The sequence below is a fragment of the Nonomuraea sp. GTA35 genome (genome assembly GCF_041950525.1).
Taxonomy (GTDB): Bacteria; Actinomycetota; Actinomycetes; order Streptosporangiales; family Streptosporangiaceae; genus Nonomuraea.
Genome location: NZ_JBGNUV010000012.1, coordinates 1 through 24067 on the forward strand (window position 1 = coordinate 1; position 24067 = coordinate 24067).

Consider the following 24067-nt stretch of genomic DNA (forward strand, 5'->3'; position numbering starts at 1 on the left):
TTCATTTCGTCGTTGTGGTCTTAATTCTTCCAGCCGTTCAAGTCTCTGTCAAATTGACCCGACTTGCTCGACCTGCGGAAATTAATCCCTGCCCCCTTTCGGAGACAACCCCTCTAACTTACCAGCCCGTTCGAAGTGGTCCGAACCATCAACGGACGACCCTGAAGGTAGTGGGATTCGCCGGGTATCTCCGGGGCTCCAGGAGCCCTCTCGATCGCCCTGCGGGAAGCAACTCTAGCAGTCTGGCGCACCCACTTCGGCCCACTCAGGTAATCAGGAGGTTCTTCCCTCACCACATGACCCTCAAACCTCGCCGAGGTTCCCTGGCCCGATCCCCCTGACGCAAGCCGACGGCAAGTCATCCGCAATCGCCTCTCGGTACGAACTACCTACGAGCAGTCTGCGCTCACGGAGGTGGCCGACATGACACGGTCGGAGTTCGACGACATCCGCGCGTTCCTCGCCGACGGGGCGACTCACGCCGGAGACCTGCTGCGAGTCGCCAGGACTCTGATCGACGACCTGGAACACGCTCGCATGCGTGAGGCCGTCCTGCGTACCCACTACCTCCGCCTGCTGACGGCCGCCCGGGCGACCGTCGCGGCCGAGCTGGCGGACATGCCGGATCCCCTGGCGTTCCTGAAGCACGAGCTGGCCGAGCGCGGTCAGCTGCCGGAGGACGGCGAGGCCGTCCAGCGCATCCTGTCCGACGCGCGCACGGCGGCCGCGTTGCTCGCCTGCCTGGAGGAGATGCCGCAGCCGCGTCCCCGCGGCCCGCGGCTGCGCCGCTGCGTCGGCACCGGCCGCGCGCTTCCCCGCTGAACACCGCCCTGCGCTGAACACCGCCCTGGGCTGAACGCGACCCTGAGCTGAGCCGAACTCTGAGCCCACGCGTACAAACGGGACAAAGTTTCCGCCCGCTGACGTGGCGACAACTGCGGGCATACTCCCCCTTGGCGGGCCGCCTGCAAGACTCCGCATATGTGGCAGAGGGGGCTGAACTGGACGGCAATCGTCATGGTCGGAATATTCGGCCTGATGTGGGTCGGCGTCGTGGTTTATGCGGACAAAGGCTCGCCCCTCTGGATGCGCATCGTCCAGGTCGTCTTCGGGCTTCTGCTGCTGGCGTGGGCCGTACGGAAGGCCGTGCGCATGGTCGGCAAGGCGTGAGCCGCCCTACGGCTGGAACCGGTATCCCATTCCAGGCTCGGTCAGCAGGTGGACCGGATGCGCCGGGTCCCGTTCGAGCTTGCGCCGCAGTTGCGCCATGTACTGGCGCAGGTAGTGCGTCTCCTTCAGGTAGGCGTTGCCCCAGACCTCGGTCAGCAGCTGGCGCTGGCTGATCAGCTTGCCGGGATTGCGCAGCAGGATCTCCAGGAAGTGCCACTCCGTGGGCGTCAGGCGTACCCCACCGGAGATCGTCTTGCGGGCGAGGTCGATGACGTGCTCGCCCACCTGCACCGTGGCGTTGTCCTCGTCGTGCTGCGCCGTGCGGCGCGTCACGGCGCGCACCCGCGCGAGCAGCTCGTCGATGCTGAACGGCTTGGTGACGTAGTCGTCCGCGCCGGCGTCGAGCGCGTCGACCTTGTCGGTGCTGTCGGCCCGGCCCGAGAGCACGATGATCGGGATCGAGGTCCAGCCGCGCAGCCCCTGGATCACCTCCACTCCGTCGAGATCGGGCAGCCCCAGGTCGAGGATGACCAGGTCCGGGTGCCACTCGGCGGCCTGGCGCAGCGCCGTCCCGCCGTCGGGGGCGACCGCGACCTCGTACTGCCTCGCCGCCAGGTTGACCCGCAGGGCGCGGAGGATCTGGGGCTCGTCGTCCACCACCAGCACGCGGGTCACGTGGCCCGCCGCAGCGAGACGGTCATGGTGAGTCCTCCTCCGGGCGTGTCCTCAGGGGTGAGCGTGCCGCCCATCGCCTCGGTCAGGCCGCGTGAGAGCGCCAGGCCGAGCCCCACGCCCGTGTGGGTGTCACGATCGCCGAGCCGCTGGAACGGCAGGAACACCCTTTCATGCGCTTCGGGCGGAATGCCGGGACCCCTGTCGATGACGCGGATCTCGACCCTGTCGCCGTGCCGGCTCGCGCCCACGAGTACGGGCTGGCCGGCCGGGCTGTGGCGGACGGCGTTCGCCACCAGGTTGCCGAGCACCCGCTCCAGCAGCGCGGGGTCGGCCATGATCTCGGGCGTCCCCGGCGGGATGTCGGTCGCGAGGCGGTCGCCCAGCGGGCCGAGGTCGTCCACCGCGTGCGGCAGGACGTCCTCGATCGCCACCGGTTCGAGCGTGACGCCGAGGACCCCGGCCTGGAGGCGGCTCATGTCGAGCAGGTTGGACACCAGCCGGGTCAGCTTGATCAGCGATTCGTCGGCGGTGGCGAGCAGTTCGGCGCGGTCCTCGTCCGACCAGGTGACGTCGGTGCTGCACAGGCTCTCCACTGCGGCTCTGGCCGAGGCGAGCGGCGTGCGCAGGTCGTGCCCCACGGCGGCGAGCAGCGCCGTACGCATCCTGTCGGCCTCGGCCAGCGGCCCGGCCCGGTCGGCGGCCTCCCGCAGCCGCTGCTGCCGCAGTGCCACCGCCGCCTCCGCCGCGAACGCCTCCAGCACCCGCCGGTCGCCGGCCTCAAGCGGGCGCCCGCGCGCGGCGAGCACCAGCCGGTCGTCGATCACGACGTCGTGGTCGGCGGTGCCGGGGCTCGTGGCGGGCAGCCCGCCCGACGTCGCCACGACCCGCCACCCGCCGCCCTCGTCGAGGTCGCCCCGTTCGAGCAGGGTCACCGCCGACAGCCCGAACGTCTCGCGCATCCGGGCCAGCAGCGACGGCAGCGCCGACTCGCCGCGCAGCACGTGACCCGCCAGCGTGGACAGCACCTCGGCGTCGGCCCGCGAGCGCGCCGCCTCCCTGCTGCGCCGGGCCGCCAGGTCGACGACCGTGCTGACCATGGCCGCCACCAGCATGAAGATGGCCAGCGCGAGCACGTTCTCCGGCTCGGCGATCGACAGGGTGTGCAGCGGCGGCGTGAAGAACCAGTTGAGCAGCCCGAACCCGAGCACCGCCGCCGTGAGCGCCGGCCACATGCCGCCGGTCAGCGCGACGACCACGACCAGCAGCAGGAAGATCAGGATCTCGCTGGGCAGCGTCAGGCCCGCCGGCCGGAGCGCGGCCGCGAGCAGCGGGATCCCGAGCAGTGCCAGTGCCCAGCCGGACATCCGCCGCCTGCGCGGCAGCGCGGCCTCCGGTCTCATCCGGTAACGGGCCTTTCCCGTCGCCTCGTGCGGCACGATGTGCACGTCGATCGACCCCGCGAGCGCGGCGGTCGTTCCGCCCACGCCCCGCGTGAGCGGCCGCCGTCTCCTGGACGCCCCGAGCACGAGCTGGGTGGCGTTCGCGCCGCGGGCGAACTCGAGCAGCGCCCGCGGCACGTCGTGGCCGACCACCTGGTGGTACGTCCCGCCCAGGTCCTCGACGAGGGCGCGCTGGCGTACCAGGTGGGCGGGGTCCTCCCTCGTGGTCAGCCCCTCCGCGCTGGTGATGTGCACGGCGAGCAGGTCGGCGCCCTTGCCGCCGGCCGCGATGCGCGCGGCCCGCCGTACGAGGGTGTCACCCTCCGGCCCGCCCGTGAGCGCGACCACCACGCGTTCGCGGGCCTCCCAGGTGCCGGCGATCGAGTGGTCGCTGCGGTAGCGGCCGAGCTGTTCGTCCACCTTGTCCGCCACCCAGAGCAGGGCAAGCTCCCGCAGAGCGGTCAGGTTGCCGACGCGGAAGTAGTTGGCGAGCGCGGCGTCGACCCGTTCAGGCCGGTAGACGTTGCCGTGGGCCAGCCGGCGGCGCAGCGCCTCGGGCGCCATGTCGACCAGCTCGATCTGGTCGGCCCTGCGCAGCACCTCGTCGGGGACGGTCTCGCGCTGCGGCACGCCGGTGATCCGCTCGACGACGTCGTTCAGCGACTCCAGGTGCTGGATGTTGACCGTGGAGACGACGTCGATCCCGGCGTCGAGGATCTCCTCGACGTCCTGCCAGCGCTTGGCGTTGCGGGAGCCCGGGACGTTCGTGTGGGCGAGCTCGTCGATCAGGGCGAGCGCGGGGGCGCGCTCGATGACGGCGCCGGGGTCGAGCTCGGTGAACGTCGTGCCGCGGTAGGTCAGGGCCCGCCTGGGCACCGCCTCCAGGCCGTCGAGGAGGGCGGCGGTGCGGGCGCGGCCGTGGGTCTCGACGAGGCCCACGACCACGTCCTTGCCACGGTCCCGGGCGCGCCGCGCCTCGCTCAGCATGGCGTACGTCTTGCCCACCCCGGGCGCCGCACCGAGGTAGACGCGCAGCCGCCCTCTCATTCCTCCAGGTTACGGCCGGTACGGCGGCGCGACCCCCCACCCCCAGTGCGGCACCGGAGCCTCCGGCGGCGGGGTCGCCCCCGGCTGGGAGTTGTGCCTGGCCAGCCTGGTGCCCCATTCGATGTAGCCGGCGAAGGCGGCCCTGAACTCGGGGTCGTCGGGCAGGCCCACCTCGTCGGCCGCGTCCATGAGCAGGTTCACCCATCTGCGGCGCTGCGGCTCGGTGATCGACTTGCCGAGGTGGTGGCGGAGCATGTGGGGGTAACCGCCGCGCTCGGTGGTGTAGCGGTCGGGGCCGCCGAAGACCTCGCTCAGCCACATCGCCACGTACTTCGGGTGGTCCGGGTCCATGTGCGCGAACAGCGGCCCGATCAGGTCGTCCTTGACGACGCTGCGGTAGAACACCTCGGTCAGCCGCTCTAAAGCCTGGGTGCCGCCGGCCCATTCGAAGAGTGTCGGCACTGCCTCATCTGTCATGTAATCATGTAATCACCTGTGACGGCAGCGAACAAGGCCAGCCGTTTTCCGGGAAAACAAAAAAGTCCCCGGCCGCCGGATAAACCGGCGACCGGGGACTTTCCCTGGTAGCGGGGACAGGATTTGAACCTGCGACCTCTGGGTTATGAGCCCAGCGAGCTACCGAACTGCTCCACCCCGCGTCGGTGTGTCAGTACTTACTATACAGGCTTTCGAGTAGTGCGCGAACCGCGTATCCGCCCACTCACGCGAAAGCCCGGATCTCCGTTTCCGGAAATCCGGGCTTCGGCCTGGTAGCGGGGGCAGGATTTGAACCTGCGACCTCTGGGTTATGAGCCCAGCGAGCTACCGAACTGCTCCACCCCGCGTCGCTTGTGCCTTAGTAGGCTACCGGGCGGCACGGGGTGGGCGCAAACTGAATGCGTCAGGACGTGTTCTCCGTCGGCGACGCCGTGGGCGATGCCGTCGGGGACGCCGACGGCGAAGTACTGGGCGAGGCGGCCGGTGAGGCCGTGGGTGAGGCGGTCGGCGAGGCCGTGGGCGACGGCTGCTGTTGCGGCTGCGCGTTGGCCCCCTCCAGCGCCCGCAGCGCCTCCTCCAGCCGCTTCTGGGCGTCGCCGTAGGCGTCCCAGTCGGGCGGGCTGGCCTGCAGCGCCTTCTGCGCGTCCGAGTACGCCTTCTTGGCGTTGGCGATCGCGGAGTTCAGCGCCGAGTTCGACGTGTTGGGCTGGGCCTGTTGCTGCTGGTCGCTCGGCTGCTGTTGCTGTTGCTGCTCGCCGCCGAAGATCTCCGTGAGGGCCTCCTCCAGCGTGCGCGCAACACCGATCTTGCTGCCGAACGACACCAGCACCCGCTGCAGGATCGGGTACGGCTCCTGCCCGCCGCCCGCGGTCACCTGGACGTACACCGGCTCGATGTAGACCAGCCCGCCCGCGTACGGAAGCGTCAGGAGGTTGCCGTAACGGACCGCCGAGGCACCCACGCCGAGCAGGTTGAGCTCACCGGCGAAGCGGCTCTGGAAGGCGTTCTGCGCCTGTCCGGGACCTGGGATGGGCGTGGAGGACGGCGGCATCCGCAGGATCCGCATCCGGCCGTACTCGGGGCCCGCCGTCGAGTTGACCGCCATGAACGCCGCCAGGTTGGGCCCCTGCCGGGGCACGAACGTCGTGGTCAGCGAGAACGCCGGCGTGTTGCTGCCCGGCATCGTGGTGGTCAGGTAGTAGGGCGGCTGCTTGATGTTCTTGTCGCCCTGGGTCGGGTCGCCGGGGACGTTCCACACGTCCTGGCCACCGTAGAAGGCGCCCGGGTCCTGGATGTGGTAGCGCGACAGGGTGTAGCGCTGCACCTTGAACAGGTCTTCCGGGTACCGCACGTGCTGGCGCAGCTCGGCGCTCATCTTCGAGGCCGGGGTGATGACGCCGGGGAACGCGCTGCTCCAGGTCTTGAGCAGCGGGTCGTTGGCGTCCCACGCGTAGAGCTTGACCGTGCCGTCGTAGGCGTCGACCGTGGCCTTGACGGAGTTGCGGATGTAGTTGATCTTGTCGCTGGGCTGCTGGGCGATGACGCGGCGGTCCGTGGAGGTGTCGCGCGTCATGTCGCCGAGGCTCTCGCTCTGCGAGTACGGGTAGTCGTTGGACGTGGTGTACCCGTCGACGATCCACTGGATCCGCCCGTCGACGATCGCCGGGTAGGGGTTCCCGTCGAGCGTGAGGAAGGGCGCGACCTTCTGGACCCTGTCCCGCGGGTTGCGGACGTACAGGATCTTGGAGCTGTCGTTGATGTCGCCCGACAGGACGATGTTCGCCTCGCTGTACTTGGCGGCGTACAGGAGCCGGTTGAAGAACGAGCCGACGGGCACGCCGCCGTTGCCGGTGTAGGTGGTGTTCTTCTGGCCGGTGCCGCCCGTCTCCGGGTAGTCGAGCTCCTGCGGGTTGTTCGGGTCGCCGCCCGCGATCACGTACTCGGAGGCCGACTCGTCCTCGCCGAAGTAGATGCGGGATTCCTTGAGCTTGGTCGAGTCGACCAGCGGGCCGGTGACCGGCATGTCCTTGGCGTCGTACGCGGGCAGGCCGCTGGAGTCGACCTGGTTGCCCGGCGCGGCTACGAAGCCATAGCCGTGCGTGTACTTCAGAACGCGGTTGATCCAGTTGTTCTGCTCGGTGGGCGGCCCGGTCAGCTCGCGCACGCCGACGATGTGGTCGACGAGCTTGCCGGTGCTGTCGGGGTAGCGGTCGACGTCGAGCGGGTCGGCGAAGCTGTAGAAGCCCCTGATCCGCTGCGTCTGCTCGTACGTCGAGCCGAGCAGCGCCGGGTCGAGCAGGCGCACGCCCGAGACGGAGGTGTCGCCGTTGGCCCGGACCTGCGCCGGGTCGGCCTGCGCGTTGTAGGTCTCGACCTCGGTCTTGTCGACGTTGTACGCCTCGCGGGTGGCCTGGATGTTGCGCTCGATGTAGGCCGCCTCCTTGCCCTGCTGGTTCGGCTTGACCTGGAACTGCTCGACCAGCGCCGGGTAGACGCCGCCGATCAGGATGGCCGAGAGCACGAGCAGGCCGAAGGAGACGCCTGGCAGCATCCCGCCGGGCCGGAACACGCCGGCGAAGAACAGCGCGGCGCAGATCAGCGCGATGATCGCGAGGATCGTCTTGGCCGGCAGCACGGCGTTGACGTCGGTGTAGGAGGCGCCGTGCACGTAGCCGCGGTCGGAGAAGACCAGGCCGAAGCGGTCGATCCAGTAGGCGATGGCCTTGAGCAGCACGAAGATGCCCAGCAGCACCGACAGGTGGACGCGGGCCGCCCTGGACGCGTGCACGCCGGGCGACTGCAGACGGAAGCCGCCGTACAGGTAGTGCGTGATCGCCGCCAGGACGATCGAGATGATCACGGCGGTGAACAGGAAGTTCAGCACCATCCGGATGAACGGGTAGTCGAACATGAAGAACGAGATGTCCATCCCGAACAACTTGTCCGTCTTGCCGAACGATGCGCCGTTGCTGAACTCCAGCCACGTCTTCCACTGGCCCGCGAACGAGGAGCCGGAGAAGATGGCCAGCAACCCCATGCCGACGATGAAGATCAGCTTTCGGTGGGGATCGAGCGCCATGCGATAGCGGTCGGCGCCGCTGCCGCCACCGAAGATCGCCGGCCCGAACATCGGGCGCGTCTTGAACGCCAGCAGCATGTTGCCGCCGGCGATGCCGACCATGAGCACCGCTCCGACAAGGAACAGCACGATTTGAGTCAGCACCATACCGCTGAAGACCGACGTGAAGCCGGTCGAGTCGTACCACAGGTAGTCGGTATAAATGCCCGAGAAAAGGAAGAACAGCGCCACGATCGCCACGAGAGCGATCGCCACAGGCAGAAGCAGTCGCGGTCGGCGGGGCAAGCGCATCGCCCTGCCGGCTCCTGGGGTCCGGAAGCTCAAGGCCAACCCCTCGTCGTAATGAAAAAACGGTCCGTGACTGGCAACCTACACCGCTGTGCCAGCCCTACGACTAACGCACGGCGCTCGCCAGAAGTTTCATCCGGTCTCGCACGAAGGCACCTGGCCCTTGCCGGTGCGCAGCGCGTCGAGCGCCAGCACCGCCTGGTGCAACGTGTCGGCCCTGACCAGCCGCAGGCCGTCAGGCGCGGCCTGCAAGGCCTCCGCGCAGTTGCCGGGAGGTGTCAGGAAGATCGTGGCGCCGGCGTCCTGGGCGCCGATCATCTTCTGCGCGATGCCGCCGATCGCGCCCACCTCGCCCGTCGGCACGATGGTGCCGGTGCCGGCGATCTTCTTGCCGCCGGTCAGCTCGCCGGGCGTCAGCTTGTCGAGTATGCCGAGCGAGAACATCAGCCCGGCGCTCGGCCCGCCGACGTCGCCCACGCTGATGTCCACGTCGAACGGGAACTTGAACTTGGGCCCCATCGTCAGGCCGACGATGGTCTGCCCCTTGGGGCCGGCCACGGTCTGCAGGGTGACGTCGAGCTTCTCCTCGCCACGCACGATGCCGAGCACCACGCTCTCGCCCGGCTTGTGCGCCTTGACCGCGTTCTGGACGGCCGCGGAGTCCTTGGTCGGCTTGCCGTCGACGGAGGCGATCTCGTCGTCCTTCTGCACCTTGCCGTCGGCGGGCTTGCCCTTCTCCGTGGACAGCACTCCCACGCCCACGGTGTAAGGGATCTTGAGCTCGGTCAGCGCGGCGGCGGTCGCGGCGTCCTGCGAGTTCGTCATCTCGACGACGTTCTCCTCCTCGACCTCCTCGGCGTTGCGGCCGGGGGCGAAGATGGTCTCCTGCGGGACCACCGCCACCGTCGGGTCGAGCCAGCCGCGCAGGGCGGTCAGCAGGTCGATCTGGGCGGCGGGGCCGCCCTGGTAGGCCACCGTGACCAGGCTCAGCGCGCCGGTGGTCGGGTAGGTCTGCCTGCCCTTGATCGAGATCACGGGCTTCTTGTCGACCTCGCCGATCGTGTTCTCCGTCGGGCCCGGGCTCAGCACGACGTACGGAACCGGGCGGAACGCGCCGATCACCCCGAGCGCGAGCACGAGGAATCCCGCGAGCAGGAGGGTCAGGGCGCGTCGTGACATGTCGATGAGCTTATTCGCCGGCGCCGACCCACTCGGTCTCGCCGTCGGCGAACACCTGGTGCTTCCAGATGGGGACCTCCGCCTTGAGGTCGTCGATCAGGCGGCGGGCCGCCCTGAACGCCTCGTCCCTGTGCGGCGCGGCCACCGCGACGATCACGGCGGTGTCGCCCAGCTCCAGATCGCCCACCCGGTGCACGGCGGCGATCGCCGTCACCGGGAAGTCGGCCGCCACCTTCTCGGCGACCTGCCGGAGCTCGGCCTCCGCCGAGGGGTGAGCCGAGTAGGAGAGCTTGGTGACCGGCTTTCCGTGGTCCTGCTCACGGACGGTGCCCACGAAGAACGCGGTGCCGCCCGCGGCGTGATCGGCCACGGCTGCCAGCACCTCGTCGACGGAGAGCGAGGTGTCGCGAATGCCGAGCAAGCGGATGACGTCCACGAGAAAGACTCTAACCGTTCATCCGCGCCGCTTCTTACGGACTTGACGGACGATCGCGGCGGTGCCGATCACGGCCACGGTGGCACCCGCGGCGGTCAGCGTGGCCTCCTTGACGGGCAGGCGCCTGCCGACCACGGTCGTACGGTTCTCCCGCAGCTCCAGGAGCTGCTCGAAGGCGGCCTCGTTCGTCCACGACGGTTTCCAGCCGGCCGCCCGCAGCGCCGCGCAGTCGACCACCCACGGGTAGACGACGTAGTGCAGATCGGTCGCGGGGGCCGGGGTGATGCCGAGGCGGTGCAGGCGCTGGGCCGTGCCGAACGTCAGGCCCGCCGGCAGCTCCAGGCTGCGGATGCCGGACAGCTCCTCGACCTGGTCCTGCTCCAGCCACCCGTCGGAGCCGACTGCCACCACGCCGCTGACCAGGCCGCGCGCCGCCAGCTCCAGCGCCGAGACCAGGTCGTCGATGTGGCAGAACTGCCAGTGCGGGCTGCAGCCCTTCACGGTCAGCAGCCTGGGCGACTCGAAGTGGCGGGTGATCACCGTGTCGATGCCCGGGCCGACGACCGCGGCCGGGCGCAGCACGGTCACCTCCAGGCCGGGATGGCTGCGCAGCGACCGGCGCACCAGCGACTCGATCTCCAGGAAGTCGCCGACGACGCCGGTGTCGGGCTCGGCCGCCACGGGGGCGTCCTCGGGCAGCGGCACCTCGTTCTCGGGCGCGGCGCCGTACACCATCGCGCTCGTGACCAGCACCACCCTGCGCACCCGCGCGGCGGCGCAGGCCGTCAGGACGGTCTGCGCGGCGCGCAGGTTGTACGCCCGCCGCTCGGCGGGGTCGGAGTCGACGGCGTAGTCACCGGCCAGATGGACCAGGACGTCGATGTCGGAGATCCGGTTCGCCAAGAGCGGATCTCGTACGTCGATCACTCTCCACGTGGCTTCCTGGACGTCTCCGCGTTCCTCGTCGATGGCCACCACTCTGCGGAAATCCGCGGAGGTCACGAGTTTCGCGAGCACCTCGCGGCCGAGGCCGGAGGCCGCCCCCGTTACGGCGACGACGGGTTGACGCGGGCGTTTCGAGGTAGGCACCAGGTCCTCACTTTGCACTGATCCGCCGTCGGACGACTAACGTGGCGGATGTGGATTCCTCCTCCATCCTGCATGAGGTAGACCGGTGACTGACCTGCCAGGTCGCGAAAACGACCCCAACGAGAACCCGTTCGCCATGTTCGGCAACCCTGAGCAGATGGCTCAGGCGATGCGCCAGTTCGCCGACATGTTGTCGGCGCCACAGGGCTCCGGCCCTGTCAACTGGGACATGGCGAAGAACATCGCCAGGCACGCCGTGGTCGCCGAGGGCGACCCGAGCGTCATGGAAGGCGAGCGCCGCCAGATCGTCGAGGCGCTCAGCCTGGCCGACCTCTGGCTGAACGAGGCGACGACGCTGCCGAGCGGCGTGTCGACCCCGCAGGCCTGGAGCCGATCCGAATGGATCGAGAACACCATCCCGATTTGGCGAAAGCTTTGCGAGCCGATCGCGGAGCGCATGGTCGACACCATGGGCGGCGCGCTCGGCGGCTCGGGGCTGCCCCCCGAGGCCCAGCAGATGGCCGGGCCGCTGATGGGCATGCTGAAGCAGATGGGCGGCATGATGGTCGGCCAGCAGATCGGGCAGGCGCTCGGCTCGCTGGCCCGCGAGGTCGTCGGCACGACCGACATCGGCCTGCCGCTCTCCGACACGGCCGCGCTGCTGCCCGGCGGCATCGCGCACTTCAGCGAGGGCCTCGAGGTCCCGGCCGACGAGATCAGGCTCTACCTGGCGCTGCGCGAGGCCGCGCACCACCGGCTCTTCCAGCACGTCCCGTGGCTGCGCTCCCACCTGCTGGGCGCGGTGGAGGAGTACGCCAAGGGCATCACGGTCGACACCTCCGCTCTCGAAGAGCAGATCCGCGGGCTCGACATCAACAACCCCCAGGCCATCCAGGAGGCGCTGAGCGGGGGCAACCTGCTCAAGCCCGAGGAGACCGAGCGGCAGAAGGCCGCCCTGGCCCGGCTGGAGACGATGCTCGCCCTGGTCGAGGGGTGGGTCGCCACCGTGGTCGACAAGGCCGCGCAGGGCAAGCTGCCCTCCGCCGTCGCCCTCGGCGAGACCGTACGCCGCCGCCGGGCCACCGGCGGGCCGGCCGAGCTCACGTTCGGCACCCTGGTCGGGCTGGAGCTGCGGCCCAGGCGGCTGCGCGAGGCCGCCGCCCTGTGGCGGGCGCTGGAGAGCGCGCGCGGGCTCGACGGGCGCGACGCGCTGTGGGGTCACCCCGACCTCATGCCGACGGCCGAGGACCTCGACGACCCCGACGCGTTCGTACGCGGCGAGGCGGCGTGGGACATCTCACAGCTCGACAAGGGTCCCGACGACGACAAGGGCGACGAGGGTTGAGCCTGCTGCACGACGACGCGGTGGAGGTGCTGTCCGCCTGGACCGCGCCGACGCCTGAGGAAGAGGCGCTGCGCGTCGAGTTCCTCGAGCACCTGCGGGCGCACGACGACGCGATGCTGCGCGAGTGCGTGCCCGGGCACCTGACGGCGACCACGGCCGTGCTGTCGCACGACGGCGCCAAGGTGCTGCTCACGCTGCACCCGAAGGCCAAGATGTGGCTGCCGATGGGCGGCCACTGCGAGATCTCCGACACGTCACTCGCTGCGGCCGCGCTGCGGGAGGCGTGGGAGGAGTCGGGGATCTCCGGGCTGGAGCTGCTGCCGGGGCCCCTCGCGGTGGACAGGCACGTCGTGTGGTGCCATCCGCCGCACAGCTGGCACCTCGACGTCGAGTACGCGGCCGTGGCGCCTGCCGGGGCCGAGGCCGTGATGAGCGATGAGTCGCTCGACCTGCGCTGGTTCCCCGTGGACGAGATCCCCGAGCTGTCCGACGAGGCGACGCGGAGATTGGCCGCACGCGGACAAGCCGCGCTCGGCTCGGGTTCGCGGCTGCTTGGCTAGAGTCCACTTGCGTCGTTCCAAGAGGGGGCCTGCGTGGAGACTTCTGCCGTCGGCGGCACGATCGTGACACCCGTACGCAAGCGCAGGAAGTTTCCGGCAACGGCGCTGACCTGGGTCGCGGTGAGCCCGTTCGCCGCCTGGGCGGTGGCCAGGGTGGCCGGGCTGGAGCGGGGGTCGCTGCCCACGCAGCTCATGACCGCGACACCGTACGCCGCGGCGGGCTCGCTCGTCCCCCTCCTGATCGCGGCGGCCGGGCGCAGGCGGGCCGCGACCGTCGTCGCGCTGCTGTCGGCCACGGCGCTCGGCTTCAGCGTCCTGCCCAGGGCGCTGGGCAGCGCCGAGGCGACCACCGGCAGGCCGTTCAGGGTCATGACGATCAACATGCTGTTCGGCAGGGCCGACATCGCGACGATCATGAAGCTGGTGCGGGAGTTCCGGCCCGACGTGCTGAGCACGCAGGAGCTGACCCCTGGCGCGGTCGCCGACCTCGACGCGGCCGGGCTCAAGGACGTCATGCCGCACCGCGTGCTGCAGGACGAGTGGAGCGCCGGCGGCAGCGGGATCTACTCCAGGCATCCGGTCGAGGCGCTCTGGGACGTCATGCCGCCCGTCGGGCACCAGATGCCCGCGGCGACGATCTCGCTGCCGGGCGGCAAGCCGATCGAGTTCATCGACGCGCACCCGTTCCCGCCGCTGGGGCCGCACGTCAGTGACTGGAACGCGGCGCTCGCGGCCTTCCCCTCGGCCTCCCCCGACCGGATCAGGATCATCGCGGGCGACTTCAACGCCTCGCTCGACCACGCCGCCATGCGAGGGCTGCTGTCACGGGGTTACAAGGACGCGGCCGATCAGGTGGGGGCCGGGCTGATCCCCACGTGGCCGGCGAACAAGCGGGTGCCACCGCTCATCACGATCGATCACGTGCTGGTGGATCAGCGGGTCGGGGTGCGCGAGGTCAGCGTGCGCGACGTGCCGGGCACCGACCACCGGGCCGTGCTGGCCGAGCTCATCGTGCCCTGACCAGGGCCCTGGTGTTGTCCCAGCCTTCGAGGCCGGGGTCGAGGCGGTCGACGTCCTGGGGCGTGCGCAGGCGGTGCCAGCCCGGGGTGGTGGCGACCCTGCGCGGGCCTGGCGCCTGGGCGCGCAGCTCCTTGACCACGTCGTACGCGTCGAGCTCGGGGTCCGCCCAGGCAGGTGCCGGGAGCGCGCAGGCCATGGCCACGGCGCCGCCGTTCTCCGACGGGCAGATCGTGATCTCCGCCCTGCCGAGCTCCCTGAACAGCTTGCCGATGAGCAGGGGCGGCAGGTCGGGGGCGTCGGCGCTGACGACGGCGGCCTGATCGGCGTCGAGGCGGGTGAGGATGTGCCTGAGCGGCTCGTCCTCGGCGATGGTGATCACCTCGGTGCCGGGCCAGACGATGGTGTCCAGGCCGGGGACGCTGGTGATCAGGACAGGGGTGACGAGCTCCAGGCCCGCGACGATCTCGTACGTGTCCTCCGCCACCGCCTCCAGGAAGTCTCCCGGATCGACGCCGGGGGGCGCGGCCTGCGCCATGCTCTGTCGTACCAGGACCGCGGCGATGCGCGTCAACACTCCTCCGGTGCCATGTGGGCCGCGGCGGAGAATCCCTCCAGGAACCCGCGGGCCCGCTCCGCCTTCGGATACTGTTCTACCAGCGCCCAGAACTTGGCCCCGTGGCTGGGCACCAGCAGGTGCACGAGCTCGTGGATGATCACGTAGTTGATGACCCATTCGGGCAGGCCCTTGAGCCTGGTGGAGATGCGGATCGTGCCGGTCTCGGGGGTGCACGAGCCCCACCGGTGCTGCTGGTTGTCGACCCAGCGCACGCTGACGGGGTCGGGCTCGCCGTTCAGGTACTTCGCCGACAGCTCCTTGGCCCGCTCCAGCAGCGCCTCGTCGGTCGGCCTTCGTCGGCGCTCCTTGGCGGCCAGCCGATCCAGCATCCGGCTCACCCATTCATCCGCGTCTTCGCCGCTCAGCCAGGCGGGCAGGAGCACGATCGTCTTGTCGCCGTCGCGGTATGCGGACACCGTACGCCGGCGACGAGAACTGCGACGAACCTCGACTGTCTCGGGGGGCACATATGCACGGTAGCCGAGACTCGCGAAATTCCACAGAGGGTGGACGTTGTTTCTGCTGGTCAGATGATTAAGAGCCGGTGAATTTGGGCATGCGCCTTTCCCGATGCGCGGACAGGCCCTCGATCATGTCGGCGGAGGCCATGGTCACGGGCTGGGCCAAGGATTCCCACCTCAGAGCGGCTTCCAGGTCTTGATGGTCTTGGCCGAGGGCTACTTTGGTGAGCCTCGTGGCAATGGGAGCGTTCTGGGCGATCTTCGTGGCGATGCCGGTCACTTCCGACATTAGGTCATTTTTGGGGAAACTCTGATTTACCAGGCCTTTATCTGCCGCTTCCTTCCCGGACACAGTGCGGCCCGCCAGCAGCATCTCGCGGGCCAGACCCGGTGCCCTCCTCGGCAGCAGGTACGTGGCCGCCATGCCCGGGTGCAGGCCCAGGGACGTGAACGGGGCCAGCAGCTTGGCGTCGTCGGCGGCGTACACGAGGTCGCAGGCCAGCGCCACGCACAGGCCCGCGCCCACCGCCGGGCCGTTGACGGCGGCGACGGTGGGGATCTCGAGCTCCGTGATCATCAACCAGGTGCGGTAGAAGGCCAGCATGCGCTCGCGCAGCGGGGGCACGGCCTCGGCGCCACGCTCGCCGATCCACGACAGGTCGCCGCCGGAGGAGAAGGCGGTTCCCGCGCCCGTGACGATCAGGCAGCGGGCGTCCCGGTCGGTGGCCAGGCCCGTCATGGTCTCGCGCCATTCGGCCGTCATGGTGTCGGTCATGGCGTTGCGCATGTCGGGGCGGTTGAGGGTGATCAGTACGACTCCGTCGTCTTTGCGATCAACTGAGAGCTCGTTCATGCGGGGAAGCGTAACGTGGACTCCTTCGCCTTCACCTTCGCCTTCGCCTTCGCCGGACGCGGCGTTGACGATCAATGGTCCGGTAATCACATCGGTGACCGCTCATTCCCCATATGACCGGGTGGATCCGTCCTCACTGATCATTACTCCGTCCACAGGGGGCGAGCCACGTTTCCGAAGTTATCCACAGCCGCCACGGAACCCGCTCGGGATCTTGCTCGCTCATGGAAGCCTTTCCCGCCATGAGGCCACGTGTGAAGCCCACCCTGCGGCACATCCTCCGCGACGAGCGCACCCTCCAACTCGGCACGCATCCCCTCCGCGCGGTCATGCTGAGCGGCCTGACCCAACCCGTCCGGGAGTGGGTCGAGGGCCTCGACGGCACCCGTGACCTGGAGACCGTCCTGCGCGAGGCGGCCCTCGCGGGTCTTGACGAGTTCCGCGCCCGTTCCCTGCTCGACCAGCTCGCCGCCCAGGGCGCGCTCCACGACGCCGCCACCGGCCCTGGCTCCCTCCGCGACCTCCCCCTGGCGGAGCGAGACCGCCTCAGACCCGAGCTCAACGCCCTCGACCTCGGCTCCACCGCCCCCGACGGCATGATCGCCCTCTTCGAGCGCCGCAGGAGGTCACGCGTGCGGGTCTACGGCGCCGGCCGCATCGGGGCCCAGGTCGTCGCCCTGCTCGCCGCCGCCGGCGTGGGCCACATCCGGGTCCTCGACCCGGACGAGACGCGGCCGCAGGACATCACCCCTGGCGGCCTCACCTGGGCGGAGGTGGGCATGCCCCGCGAGGCCGGCGCCGTGGCGGTCGCCAGACGGCTCACGTCGGCCGGCCTGCCGCCCCTGGAGACCGACGAGCCCACCGCGGCCGAGTACAGGGAGGCCCTCGACGCGGCCGGCGTCCTGCCTGACCCCCTCCCCAACCCCACTGACGGCCCCGACACGCCCGGCTCTCCCCGGACCTCCACGCCCCTCCGCCCCACCCGGACCACCGGCAGGCCATCCACCAGAGCGACGGGAACGGCCACGACCAGCGCCACACCTCCCCGGCCCACCGCCCTCCCACGCGCCACCGGTGGCGATGCCCGCACCAGCACCCCTCCACGACGCGACGCGAGCAGCGGCACCAGCACCGCGCCAGGCAGTGCGGGCACCGGCACCAGCACTCCTTCGCGTGAGGCGGGCACCGGAGCCTCCTCCAGCCCTCAGGCCGCCACGTCGCCGCGGCCGCAGAGCACGGGGACCGCTCCCCCACCAAGCGCGCGCACTGGTACCCCTCCGCAAAACGCGGGCGGCGCCTCCAGCGCCCAGCCCGCCGCCTTGGCCGCGCGGCCGGGCACAGGCGCCACGTCCCCACGAAGCGCCCGCACAGCATCCACACAAAACGCGCGCACAGCATCCGCACAAAGCGCCCGCACGGCATCCACACAGAGCGCCCGCACCCTTGCTCCTCCACGCGACACCAGCGGCACCCGCCCTGCCAGCCCTTCACGTCATGCCGGCAGAGGTGTCCCCTCCAGCGCCCAGTCCGCCGAACAGCGCGGGGAGAGGGAGCGGGGCGGGGTGGAGGAGCGGTGCCGGCCGACCGTCAAGGCGGTGGCCGGTGGGTCGTTTCTCGGGGACAAGTCGGACCGGCCCGACCTCGTCATCCTGGCCCCGGTCGGCCCGCTGGACATGTTGCTGGTCAACGACCTCGACTCCCTGCGCATCCCCCACCTCCTGGCGTCCGCCTTCGAAGGGCACGGGACCGTGGGCCCGCTGGTCCTGCCGGGCGACACGGCGTGCCTGCACTGTCTCGATCTGACGCGGCGCGATCGCGACCCGTACTGGCCGATCGTCACTGCCCGGCTGGGCGGGTATCCGCCGGGCGAGATCGCCTGTGACGTCGCCCTCGCGACCGTCGTCGCGGCGCAGGTGGTAGGCCATGCGCTTGCCTTTCTCGACGGCAAGGAGCCCGCTGTGACCAACGGCACAATGGACGTAACCCCTGATTGGCGCTGGAAAAGGCGCTCCTGGAAGGCCCACCCCCAATGTCGTTGTATGCGAAACAATCCATATTCGCTAAGAATGGTCATGGCACCTGACCGCGACTGACGTGCTCAGAACGACCACGAAGGGGGGAAGCGGTATCTCGCAGAGGTTCCGCGCATCAGTGTGAGCGATCTTCCGCGCCGTGCTGTCACGCGTTCGGCCAAACTGGCCACCCTTCCACTCAGCTTCGCCGGTCGCGCCGCCCTTGGCCTGGGCAAGCGCATCGGGGGCAAGTCTGCGGAAATGGTGGCCCAGGAGGTCCAGCAGCGCACCGCCGAGCAGGTCTTCAAGGTGCTCGGCGAGCTCAAGGGCGGCGCCATGAAGCTGGGGCAGGCGCTGTCCATCTTCGAGGCGGCGCTGCCGCAGGAGATCGCCGGCCCCTATCGCGCCACGCTGACCAAGCTCCAGGAGTCCGCCCCGCCGCTGCCCGTGTCGACGGTGCACAGGGTTCTGGCGGAGCATCTGGGTGACGGCTGGCGGGAGCACTTCCTGTCGTTCGACGACCAGCCGACGGCGGCGGCCTCGATCGGCCAGGTGCACAAGGCCGTGTGGCACGACGGCAGGGAGGTGGCCGTCAAGATCCAGTATCCGGGGGCGGGCAAGGCCCTGCTCGGCGACTTCTCCCAGCTCGCCCGGCTGGGCAAGCTGTTCGGCGCGCTGCTTCCGGGGCTCGACATGAAGGCCCTGCTGAGCGAGCTGCGCGAGCGGATCGCGGAGGAGCTCGACTACCTGCGGGAGGCCGAGGCCCAGCACGCCTTCGCCCTCGAGTTCCACGAGGACCCCGACTTCCACGTCCCCGACGTGGTGGCCGCCAACGAGATGGTGCTGGTCACCGAGTGGATGGAAGGCACGCCGCTGTCGCGCATCATCTCCGACGGCACCAAGGAGCAGCGCGACCACGCCGGCCTGCTCTTCGTGCGGTTCCTGTTCTGCTCCCCCGCCCGGGTGGGCATGCTCCACGCAGACCCGCACCCCGGCAACTTCCGCATGCTCGCCAACGGCAAGCTGGGCGTGCTCGACTTCGGCGCGGTCAACCGGCTGCCCGGCGGCTATCCCAAGGCCTTCGGCCAGCTCACCCGCATCTTCAATCAGGGCGACATGGAGACCGTCATGGCCGGCCTGCGCGAGGAGGGGTTCATCCGCCAGGACTTCGAGATCGACCCCGACGCGCTGCGTGCCTTCCTCGCTCCGTACGTGGAGCCGACGGCGGTGGAGGAGTTCACGTTCAGCCGGGAGTGGCTCCAGGCTCAGGCGGCCAGCGTCGCCGACCTCCGCCCCACCAACGTGGTCCGGCAGCTCAACCTGCCGCCGTCGTACGTCCTCATCCACCGCGTCCACGCGGCGGGCGTCGGCGTGCTCTGCCAGCTCGGCACCACGGCACGCTTCCGGGACGAGGTGATCCGCTGGGTGCCCGGCTTCGCCGACGACCCAGACGACCAGCCACTGCCGATCGGCTGACAAGCCGAACGGCGCCCCTGCCGAACGGCGCCCCTACCGAACGGCCAAGCGGCCGAACGGCCAAGCGGGCTGGGCGGCTGAACGCCTGAGCGGCCGAGCGACTGAACGACTGAGCCAGCTCTGAGCCAGCTGAGCGACTGAGCCAGCTCTGAGCCAGCTGAGCGACTGAGCGACTGAGCCGGCTGAACAGCCGAGCGACGGGTGAGCGGCTGAGCGGGTGAGCGGGTGAACAACGATCGGCCCCCGCACGCTGCGCGGATGGACAAGGTCGACACCTGCTCGCTGCGCAGCCGGACAAACGGTCAGCACCTCGCCCACCGAGTGGGTGGGCACCGGCCGGCCCCCTCACGCTGCACGACCGGCAGCACCCCGTCCACCGAACGAGTGGGCACCGATCGGCATCCGCGCGCTGGGCGGCCGGGCAACCGGTCGACGTCCGCCTGCTGAGCGAGTCGGCACCGGCCGTCACCCGTACGTTGAGCAGCGGCGTGCGGGGAAACTCGGCGGCAGGGCTGGAGTTTGTGGAAGGTACTGTCGAGCGACAACTACAGTGTGTAATTATACGCGTGCAAACCGTTACTCTCTCTTGGGAGGATGCAGATGCACCGATCTGCGCGCCTATTGACGGCCGCTGCCCTGATCACCGCGGGGGTGTTCGCGACCGCCCCCGCCGCGAGCGCCGTTGTGGACCCGGTCCGCGCCGGGGAGTGCCTGGCCTCTCGTGCGGGTGAAGTGACGACCACGGTTGATCCGTCCCTCAAGGGCGTGCCTGTCGAGCTGAGCGCTGTGCGTTGTCTCACTTCTCCCTGAGTGCATGACGCCGTCATGGAGTGCGCGCGCCCTCGTGGTCCCCTTCGTGATCGCGAGTCGGTCGCACGCGTGATCGGCGGTTCGGCAGAGCTGTTCGCCGGCAGCGTCCCCATCAGGCTTTCGATCTTCCGCACGGGCCTCATGGGTGACAGGCGGGGGGCGGCTCGTTGGCTGGCTGGTAGGGCTCACGCTCGCACGTGTCCTACCAGCCAGCGCATTTTTCGCCCGGCCAGGCTCGCCCTTGATCAGGTGAGGCCGGCGAGCAGGGCCCGGACGCCGTCGGTGAGGATGCGCTCGCCTTCCTCCCGCGAGTTCAGGAACCAGCCGGGCAGCGGGGTGCGGAGCGAGCAGGTGAGCTCGATGCTGACGAGGCCATGGATCGTGGTCCACACGAGGTAGGCCGAGCGCTCCGGGTTCGAGGATCGGACGAGACCGGCTTGGGTGGCCGCCGTGGTGGCCTCGACGAGCAGGCCGAAGCAGCGGCGGAGGGCGTCGGCGCGTTGCGCCGGTGAAGGGTCGAAGTCGGGAAGCGGGCGCTCGAACATCAGCGCGTACAGGGCCGGGTCGGTCAGGGCGAACCGCCTGTAGCCGTACGCCACCGCCATGATCCTGGCCAGCGGGTCCGCGTGGCCGTTCAGGGAACTGGTCATCGCCTCGTGGAGGAGGTGGGAGCCGTGCTCGTAGATGGCCTCCAGCAGGCCGGCTCGGCCGCCGAAGCAGGTGTAGATGCCCATGGTGGAGGTCGCGGCGGCGTCCGCGACGCGGCGGAGGGTCAGGTGGGGCGCGCCTTGTTCGCGCAGGATGCGCATGGCCGCGTCCAGGAGGTCCTGGCGCAGCGCGCCGAGTTCTTTCGGGGTGCTTACGGCTCTCGGCACCCTCTCACCATAGCGGGCGATAACGCGCATCATAACGAGCGTTATCGCCTCATGGACCGGGTGCGAAGTGGCTGGTGCCGGAGGGCGGGCTTCCAGGATCGAGGGAAAGGGGATTCGTCCATGAGTGTTCAACGGGTCGCGGCAGTGGCGGGGTTCGTCTGCGCTGGCCTGCTCGTCGTCAACGCCGCCCGGCGGGGCGGGGTGTTGCCCGAGACGGCGTTCACCCATGCCATCGCACCGTTCGCGGCGCTGACCGGCTTACTCGCGATCACCGGCATCTACCTGCTCGTCCGCGCCAACGCCGGGGCGCTCGGGCTCGTCGGGTACGTGCTCAACTCGGCCGGGCTGGCCGGGGCGTTCGCGGTCGAGTACACGCTGCACTTCGTCTTCCCCTACCTCGGTGGTGGCACCGTGAGCAGGCTGCTGGCCGGTGGGACCGGGCGGGCGTTTCTGGTCACGTCGGCCGTTCTGCTGGTGGGGGTGCTCACGTTCAGCGCGGCGGTGATCAGGAGCGGGGACATGCCCGTGGTGGGCGTGGTGCTCTACGCGGCGGGCATGGTGCCCGGGTCGCTGCGGAACCTGGTGCCGGAGCCGGTCTACCTGGCCGGGCTGGTGATGGCGGCGGTCGGGGTCGCGTGGATGGCGGTGCGGCTCTGGGGCGCGGAGGAGGAGCCGATGGTGGCGGTGGGCCGGCAGCGAGGAGCGAGTGCCGCCGGCTGATGGCGCGGCAGGGCGCCGGGCTTCTCTGACGTGTTCGGCAGTCAGTCGCGTGCAACAGCCGACGTCATGAGGCACGTGCCATCGCGTACGACAGCCGACGTCATGAGGCACGGGCCATCGCGTACGACAACCGCGCCATGAGGCACGGGCCATCGCCTGCGACAACCCGCGCCATGAAGCGGAGACTGTCGGGCGCGACAGCCCGGGCCGTGAAGCGAGGGGCATCGCCCGCAACAGCCCGCGCCGTGAAGCAAGCGGCATCGCCAGCTACAGCTCACGTCGTCGGCGGGAAGCGGGCGCGTACGGCAGCCCCCTTCGTGTAGCGGGAGTCGGCGCGTTGTGCGGCGGCGGCCCGCGCCGCGTGGTGTGCGGCGGGAACATGAGGGGAGGGGCAAAGGAAAGAGCCGGGCGCTGGTTGCGCCCGGCTCTCAGGAAGGATCTGGCCGGGAGATCCTGCGCCGGCGGCAGGATCTCCCGGGTCAGATCTGACGGCTCAAGGCCTGGCGAAGGCGGTCGTTCGCCCGCTTGACCTCCCGCCGCGCCCGCTGCACGCGCGAGACGCGCAGGATGAGGCGTTGCTCCTCCGCCTCTCGGTGGAGGGTTTGTATTCGGTCATTGACCAGGTCATGGATGAGATCCGGCACTGCTCTGCTCCTGCTCGGTCGAGTGATCATTCGCTTGTTCGCTTTCTGGTTCGTAGGTGCGGGATGGTGATGGTCAGGCAGCGACCGGGTGCTTACGAGGACGCCCACGCGGCCGCTTGCGGGGAACGACGGTCCCCCTGAGGATCAGCTCGCCGCCCCAGACCCCCCACGGCTCCTCGCGCTCGAGCGCGCGGGCCAGGCAGGCCTTCTGGATCGGGCAGCCGCCGCAGAGTGCCTTGGCGAACTCGACGTCCTCCGGCGACTCGGCGAACCACAGGTCAGGGTCGGTACGACAGGGGATCTTGGCTTCGTCGATCAGGTCCATGATCGTCTTCGCCCCCATCTGCTTTCTCCTTCGATCGATCTTTGATCTTTAGTCGGGCACCTCATAGGTGGTCGGAGGATCACGGACAAACAAGAAGGCCGCGGATCCTGTGTGCGGATCCGCGGCCTGGGGGGCTGCTGTTTGCCGGTCAGGTTATGACCGGAGCATCCCTCCAGGGTTGCGGACCGCACAGTCCACCCTTGGTGAGCTGGTTGGCCGGCAGTTCGATACGTCCCTTGTAGACAGGAGCGCCTTGCGCGGCGGCCACGCCAGCGTGGGCGTGCGCGTAGAAGGCGGCGGCCTGGCTACGGGCAGACTTCTCCTGCCGAGGCTTGGCTGGCCCATCGGCGAGCCTCACCGAGTCACGGCATGCGAAGGCGAGCCACTGCGTGGCCGACATCTGAATGCTGATCACCTGGACTCACCTCCACTCTCTGGGTCGTCGAACAGAGCTGTCCGACTCGCTTGACCATGACCCTAAACCGGGAACCCGGGAAGGGGCAACATATTTTCTACCTGCGATTTCGCCTATTTCGTGAGGCGAATCATGGCTTCCTGGACGACTGATACCACGAGGTCACCCGACGCGGTGAACATCTCACCCCGCGCGAGCCCCCGGGCCCCCGCCGACCACGGTGACTCCTGAGCATAGAGCAGCCAGTCGTCGGCCCTGAAGGGGCGGTGGAACCACATGGCGTGGTCGAGCGAGGCGCCCATGACGTTCGAGGCGCCCCAGGCCATGCCGTGGGCCAGCAGTATCGTGTCGACCAGCGTGAAGTCCGAGGCGTACGCGGCCAGCACCACGTGCAGGAGCGGGTCGTCGGGCAGGTCGGCGTGGTAGCGGAACCACACGTTCGTCTGCGGGCTGCGCAGCTCGGGGTTCTGGAACGCCTCCCACGTGAGCGGCGAGGCGTAGCGCGCGTCCACCGGCCGGGGGCGGGTGAACCACTCGCGCAGCTCCGGGTGGTCGCCGACGAGCTCGTACATCCGGTCCTGGAACGTCGGCAGCGTCTCCGGCTCGGGCACCGAGGGCATCACCGAGGCCTGGTGCGAGACCCCCTCCTCGAAGACGTGGAACGAGGCGGACATCGTGAAGATCGCCTTGCCGTGCTGGACGGCCACCACGCGCCGGGTGGTGAACGATCGCCCGTCGCGCAGCCGCTCGACGTTGTAGACGATCGGGATGGACGGGTCGCCGGGGCGGATGAAGTAGGCGTGCAACGAGTGCACGTTCCGGTCCTTGGGGACCGTGCGGCCTGCCGCCACCAGGGCCTGCGCCGCCACCTGGCCGCCGAAGACACGCTGGATGCGCTCTTCCGGGCTCCTGCCGCGGAAGATGTCGAGCTCGATCTGCTCCAGGTCGAGCAGGTCCAGGAGCTCCTTCAGCGCCGAGTTCACGTGTCCGTCCCCTTCGTGGTCACCGCTCCTCGGGACACGTTCCCCCTCATGG

General features: G+C 69.7%; 23 protein-coding genes and 2 tRNA genes. 8 read left to right on the forward strand and 17 right to left on the reverse strand.

The features are described 5' to 3' along the window. Positions 1 to 423: 423 nt before the first annotated feature. Both ACBJ32_RS40875 and ACBJ32_RS40880 read left to right on the forward strand, forming a co-directional pair. A complete protein-coding gene (locus ACBJ32_RS40875; protein WP_375131376.1) occupies positions 424 to 822 on the forward strand; it encodes a hypothetical protein in 399 nt (132 codons plus the stop codon). A 159-nt stretch (positions 823 to 981) separates the two neighbouring features. Continuing rightward, entirely contained in the window at positions 982 to 1170 is a 189-nt protein-coding gene (locus tag ACBJ32_RS40880) for a hypothetical protein (protein ID WP_357877410.1), read from the forward strand. A gap of 6 nt (positions 1171 to 1176) precedes the next feature. Here the strand turns inward: ACBJ32_RS40880 and ACBJ32_RS40885 are convergent, their stop codons facing one another. The 9 genes from ACBJ32_RS40885 to ACBJ32_RS40925 form a co-directional block, all read right to left on the reverse strand. After that, complete coding sequence (locus tag ACBJ32_RS40885) at positions 1177 to 1845, reverse strand: response regulator (protein WP_357877407.1); 669 nt, start codon at positions 1843 to 1845, stop codon at positions 1177 to 1179. Next, positions 1842 to 4331: a DUF4118 domain-containing protein gene (locus ACBJ32_RS40890; RefSeq protein WP_375131377.1), complete on the reverse strand. Its 2490-nt coding sequence runs from the start codon at positions 4329 to 4331 to the stop codon at positions 1842 to 1844. Before ACBJ32_RS40890 ends, ACBJ32_RS40885 begins: the two co-directional genes overlap by 4 nt. 9 nt (positions 4332 to 4340) lie before the next feature. Continuing rightward, the gene (locus tag ACBJ32_RS40895) at positions 4341 to 4808 is read right to left on the reverse strand and encodes a group II truncated hemoglobin (RefSeq protein ID WP_375131378.1); all 468 of its coding nucleotides are present in this window, start codon (positions 4806 to 4808) and stop codon (positions 4341 to 4343) included. Positions 4809 to 4913: 105 nt separating this feature from the next. Continuing rightward, a tRNA-Met gene (locus ACBJ32_RS40900) sits at positions 4914 to 4990 on the reverse strand. A 109-nt stretch (positions 4991 to 5099) separates the two neighbouring features. Then, a tRNA-Met gene (locus ACBJ32_RS40905) sits at positions 5100 to 5176 on the reverse strand. 56 nt (positions 5177 to 5232) lie between these two features. Further along, entirely contained in the window at positions 5233 to 8199 is a 2967-nt protein-coding gene (locus ACBJ32_RS40910) for a UPF0182 family protein (protein ID WP_375131379.1), read from the reverse strand. A gap of 129 nt (positions 8200 to 8328) precedes the next feature. After that, a complete protein-coding gene (locus ACBJ32_RS40915; RefSeq protein ID WP_375131380.1) occupies positions 8329 to 9375 on the reverse strand; it encodes a PDZ domain-containing protein in 1047 nt (348 codons plus the stop codon). A gap of 10 nt (positions 9376 to 9385) precedes the next feature. Beyond that, the gene (locus ACBJ32_RS40920) at positions 9386 to 9811 is read right to left on the reverse strand and encodes a molybdenum cofactor biosynthesis protein MoaE (protein ID WP_375131381.1); all 426 of its coding nucleotides are present in this window, start codon (positions 9809 to 9811) and stop codon (positions 9386 to 9388) included. An 18-nt stretch (positions 9812 to 9829) separates the two neighbouring features. Next, positions 9830 to 10903: an NAD-dependent epimerase/dehydratase family protein gene (locus ACBJ32_RS40925; protein WP_375131656.1), complete on the reverse strand. Its 1074-nt coding sequence runs from the start codon at positions 10901 to 10903 to the stop codon at positions 9830 to 9832. A gap of 82 nt (positions 10904 to 10985) precedes the next feature. On the opposite strand from ACBJ32_RS40925, the gene ACBJ32_RS40930 reads away from it, so the two are divergent. The 3 genes from ACBJ32_RS40930 to ACBJ32_RS40940 are packed head-to-tail and all read left to right on the forward strand — an operon-like array spanning position 10986 to position 13825. After that, positions 10986 to 12245, forward strand: a complete 1260-nt coding sequence (locus ACBJ32_RS40930) for a zinc-dependent metalloprotease (protein WP_375131382.1) — start codon at positions 10986 to 10988, stop codon at positions 12243 to 12245. Then, a complete protein-coding gene (locus ACBJ32_RS40935) occupies positions 12242 to 12805 on the forward strand; it encodes an NUDIX hydrolase (protein ID WP_375131383.1) in 564 nt (187 codons plus the stop codon). The genes ACBJ32_RS40930 and ACBJ32_RS40935 overlap by 4 nt, the downstream gene beginning before the upstream one ends. Before the next feature lie 33 nt (positions 12806 to 12838). Continuing rightward, positions 12839 to 13825, forward strand: a complete 987-nt coding sequence (locus ACBJ32_RS40940; protein ID WP_375131384.1) for an endonuclease/exonuclease/phosphatase family protein — start codon at positions 12839 to 12841, stop codon at positions 13823 to 13825. Here ACBJ32_RS40940 and ACBJ32_RS40945 read toward each other — a convergent pair. The 3 genes from ACBJ32_RS40945 to ACBJ32_RS40955 all read right to left on the reverse strand — a co-directional run bounded on the left by ACBJ32_RS40945 (position 13812) and on the right by ACBJ32_RS40955 (position 15830). Next, positions 13812 to 14396: a hypothetical protein gene (locus ACBJ32_RS40945; RefSeq protein ID WP_375131385.1), complete on the reverse strand. Its 585-nt coding sequence runs from the start codon at positions 14394 to 14396 to the stop codon at positions 13812 to 13814. The genes ACBJ32_RS40940 and ACBJ32_RS40945 overlap by 14 nt on opposite strands. Beyond that, positions 14393 to 14908 carry a M48 family metallopeptidase gene (locus tag ACBJ32_RS40950; protein ID WP_357877383.1) on the reverse strand — a complete coding sequence of 172 codons (516 nt, stop codon included), beginning with the start codon at positions 14906 to 14908 and terminating at the stop codon, positions 14393 to 14395. The genes ACBJ32_RS40945 and ACBJ32_RS40950 overlap by 4 nt, the downstream gene beginning before the upstream one ends. Before the next feature lie 67 nt (positions 14909 to 14975). Then, complete coding sequence (locus tag ACBJ32_RS40955) at positions 14976 to 15830, reverse strand: enoyl-CoA hydratase/isomerase family protein (RefSeq protein WP_375131386.1); 855 nt, start codon at positions 15828 to 15830, stop codon at positions 14976 to 14978. Between the two features lie 167 nt (positions 15831 to 15997). On the opposite strand from ACBJ32_RS40955, the gene ACBJ32_RS40960 reads away from it, so the two are divergent. Then, complete coding sequence (locus ACBJ32_RS40960) at positions 15998 to 17848, forward strand: ThiF family adenylyltransferase (RefSeq protein WP_375131387.1); 1851 nt, start codon at positions 15998 to 16000, stop codon at positions 17846 to 17848. Positions 17849 to 17908: 60 nt separating this feature from the next. Further along, a complete protein-coding gene (locus ACBJ32_RS40965; RefSeq protein ID WP_375131388.1) occupies positions 17909 to 19243 on the forward strand; it encodes an ABC1 kinase family protein in 1335 nt (444 codons plus the stop codon). A 1055-nt stretch (positions 19244 to 20298) separates the two neighbouring features. On the opposite strand, the gene ACBJ32_RS40970 is transcribed toward ACBJ32_RS40965, so the two are convergent. Continuing rightward, a complete protein-coding gene (locus ACBJ32_RS40970; RefSeq protein ID WP_375131389.1) occupies positions 20299 to 20928 on the reverse strand; it encodes a TetR/AcrR family transcriptional regulator in 630 nt (209 codons plus the stop codon). Between the two features lie 120 nt (positions 20929 to 21048). Between ACBJ32_RS40970 and ACBJ32_RS40975 the strand changes: the two genes are divergently transcribed. Beyond that, entirely contained in the window at positions 21049 to 21648 is a 600-nt protein-coding gene (locus tag ACBJ32_RS40975) for a hypothetical protein (protein ID WP_375131390.1), read from the forward strand. Between the two features lie 479 nt (positions 21649 to 22127). Here ACBJ32_RS40975 and ACBJ32_RS40980 read toward each other — a convergent pair whose 3' ends face one another. From ACBJ32_RS40980 to tesB, 4 genes are all read right to left on the reverse strand, one after another. Continuing rightward, a complete protein-coding gene (locus ACBJ32_RS40980) occupies positions 22128 to 22292 on the reverse strand; it encodes a hypothetical protein (protein ID WP_357877365.1) in 165 nt (54 codons plus the stop codon). 73 nt (positions 22293 to 22365) lie between these two features. Next, positions 22366 to 22635 carry a WhiB family transcriptional regulator gene (locus tag ACBJ32_RS40985; RefSeq protein ID WP_103964555.1) on the reverse strand — a complete coding sequence of 90 codons (270 nt, stop codon included), beginning with the start codon at positions 22633 to 22635 and terminating at the stop codon, positions 22366 to 22368. 130 nt (positions 22636 to 22765) lie between these two features. Beyond that, positions 22766 to 23032, reverse strand: a complete 267-nt coding sequence (locus ACBJ32_RS40990) for a hypothetical protein (RefSeq protein ID WP_375131391.1) — start codon at positions 23030 to 23032, stop codon at positions 22766 to 22768. Between the two features lie 113 nt (positions 23033 to 23145). Further along, positions 23146 to 24015, reverse strand: a complete 870-nt coding sequence (gene tesB / locus ACBJ32_RS40995) for an acyl-CoA thioesterase II (RefSeq protein WP_375131392.1) — start codon at positions 24013 to 24015, stop codon at positions 23146 to 23148. Between the last annotated feature and the right edge of the window lie 52 nt (positions 24016 to 24067).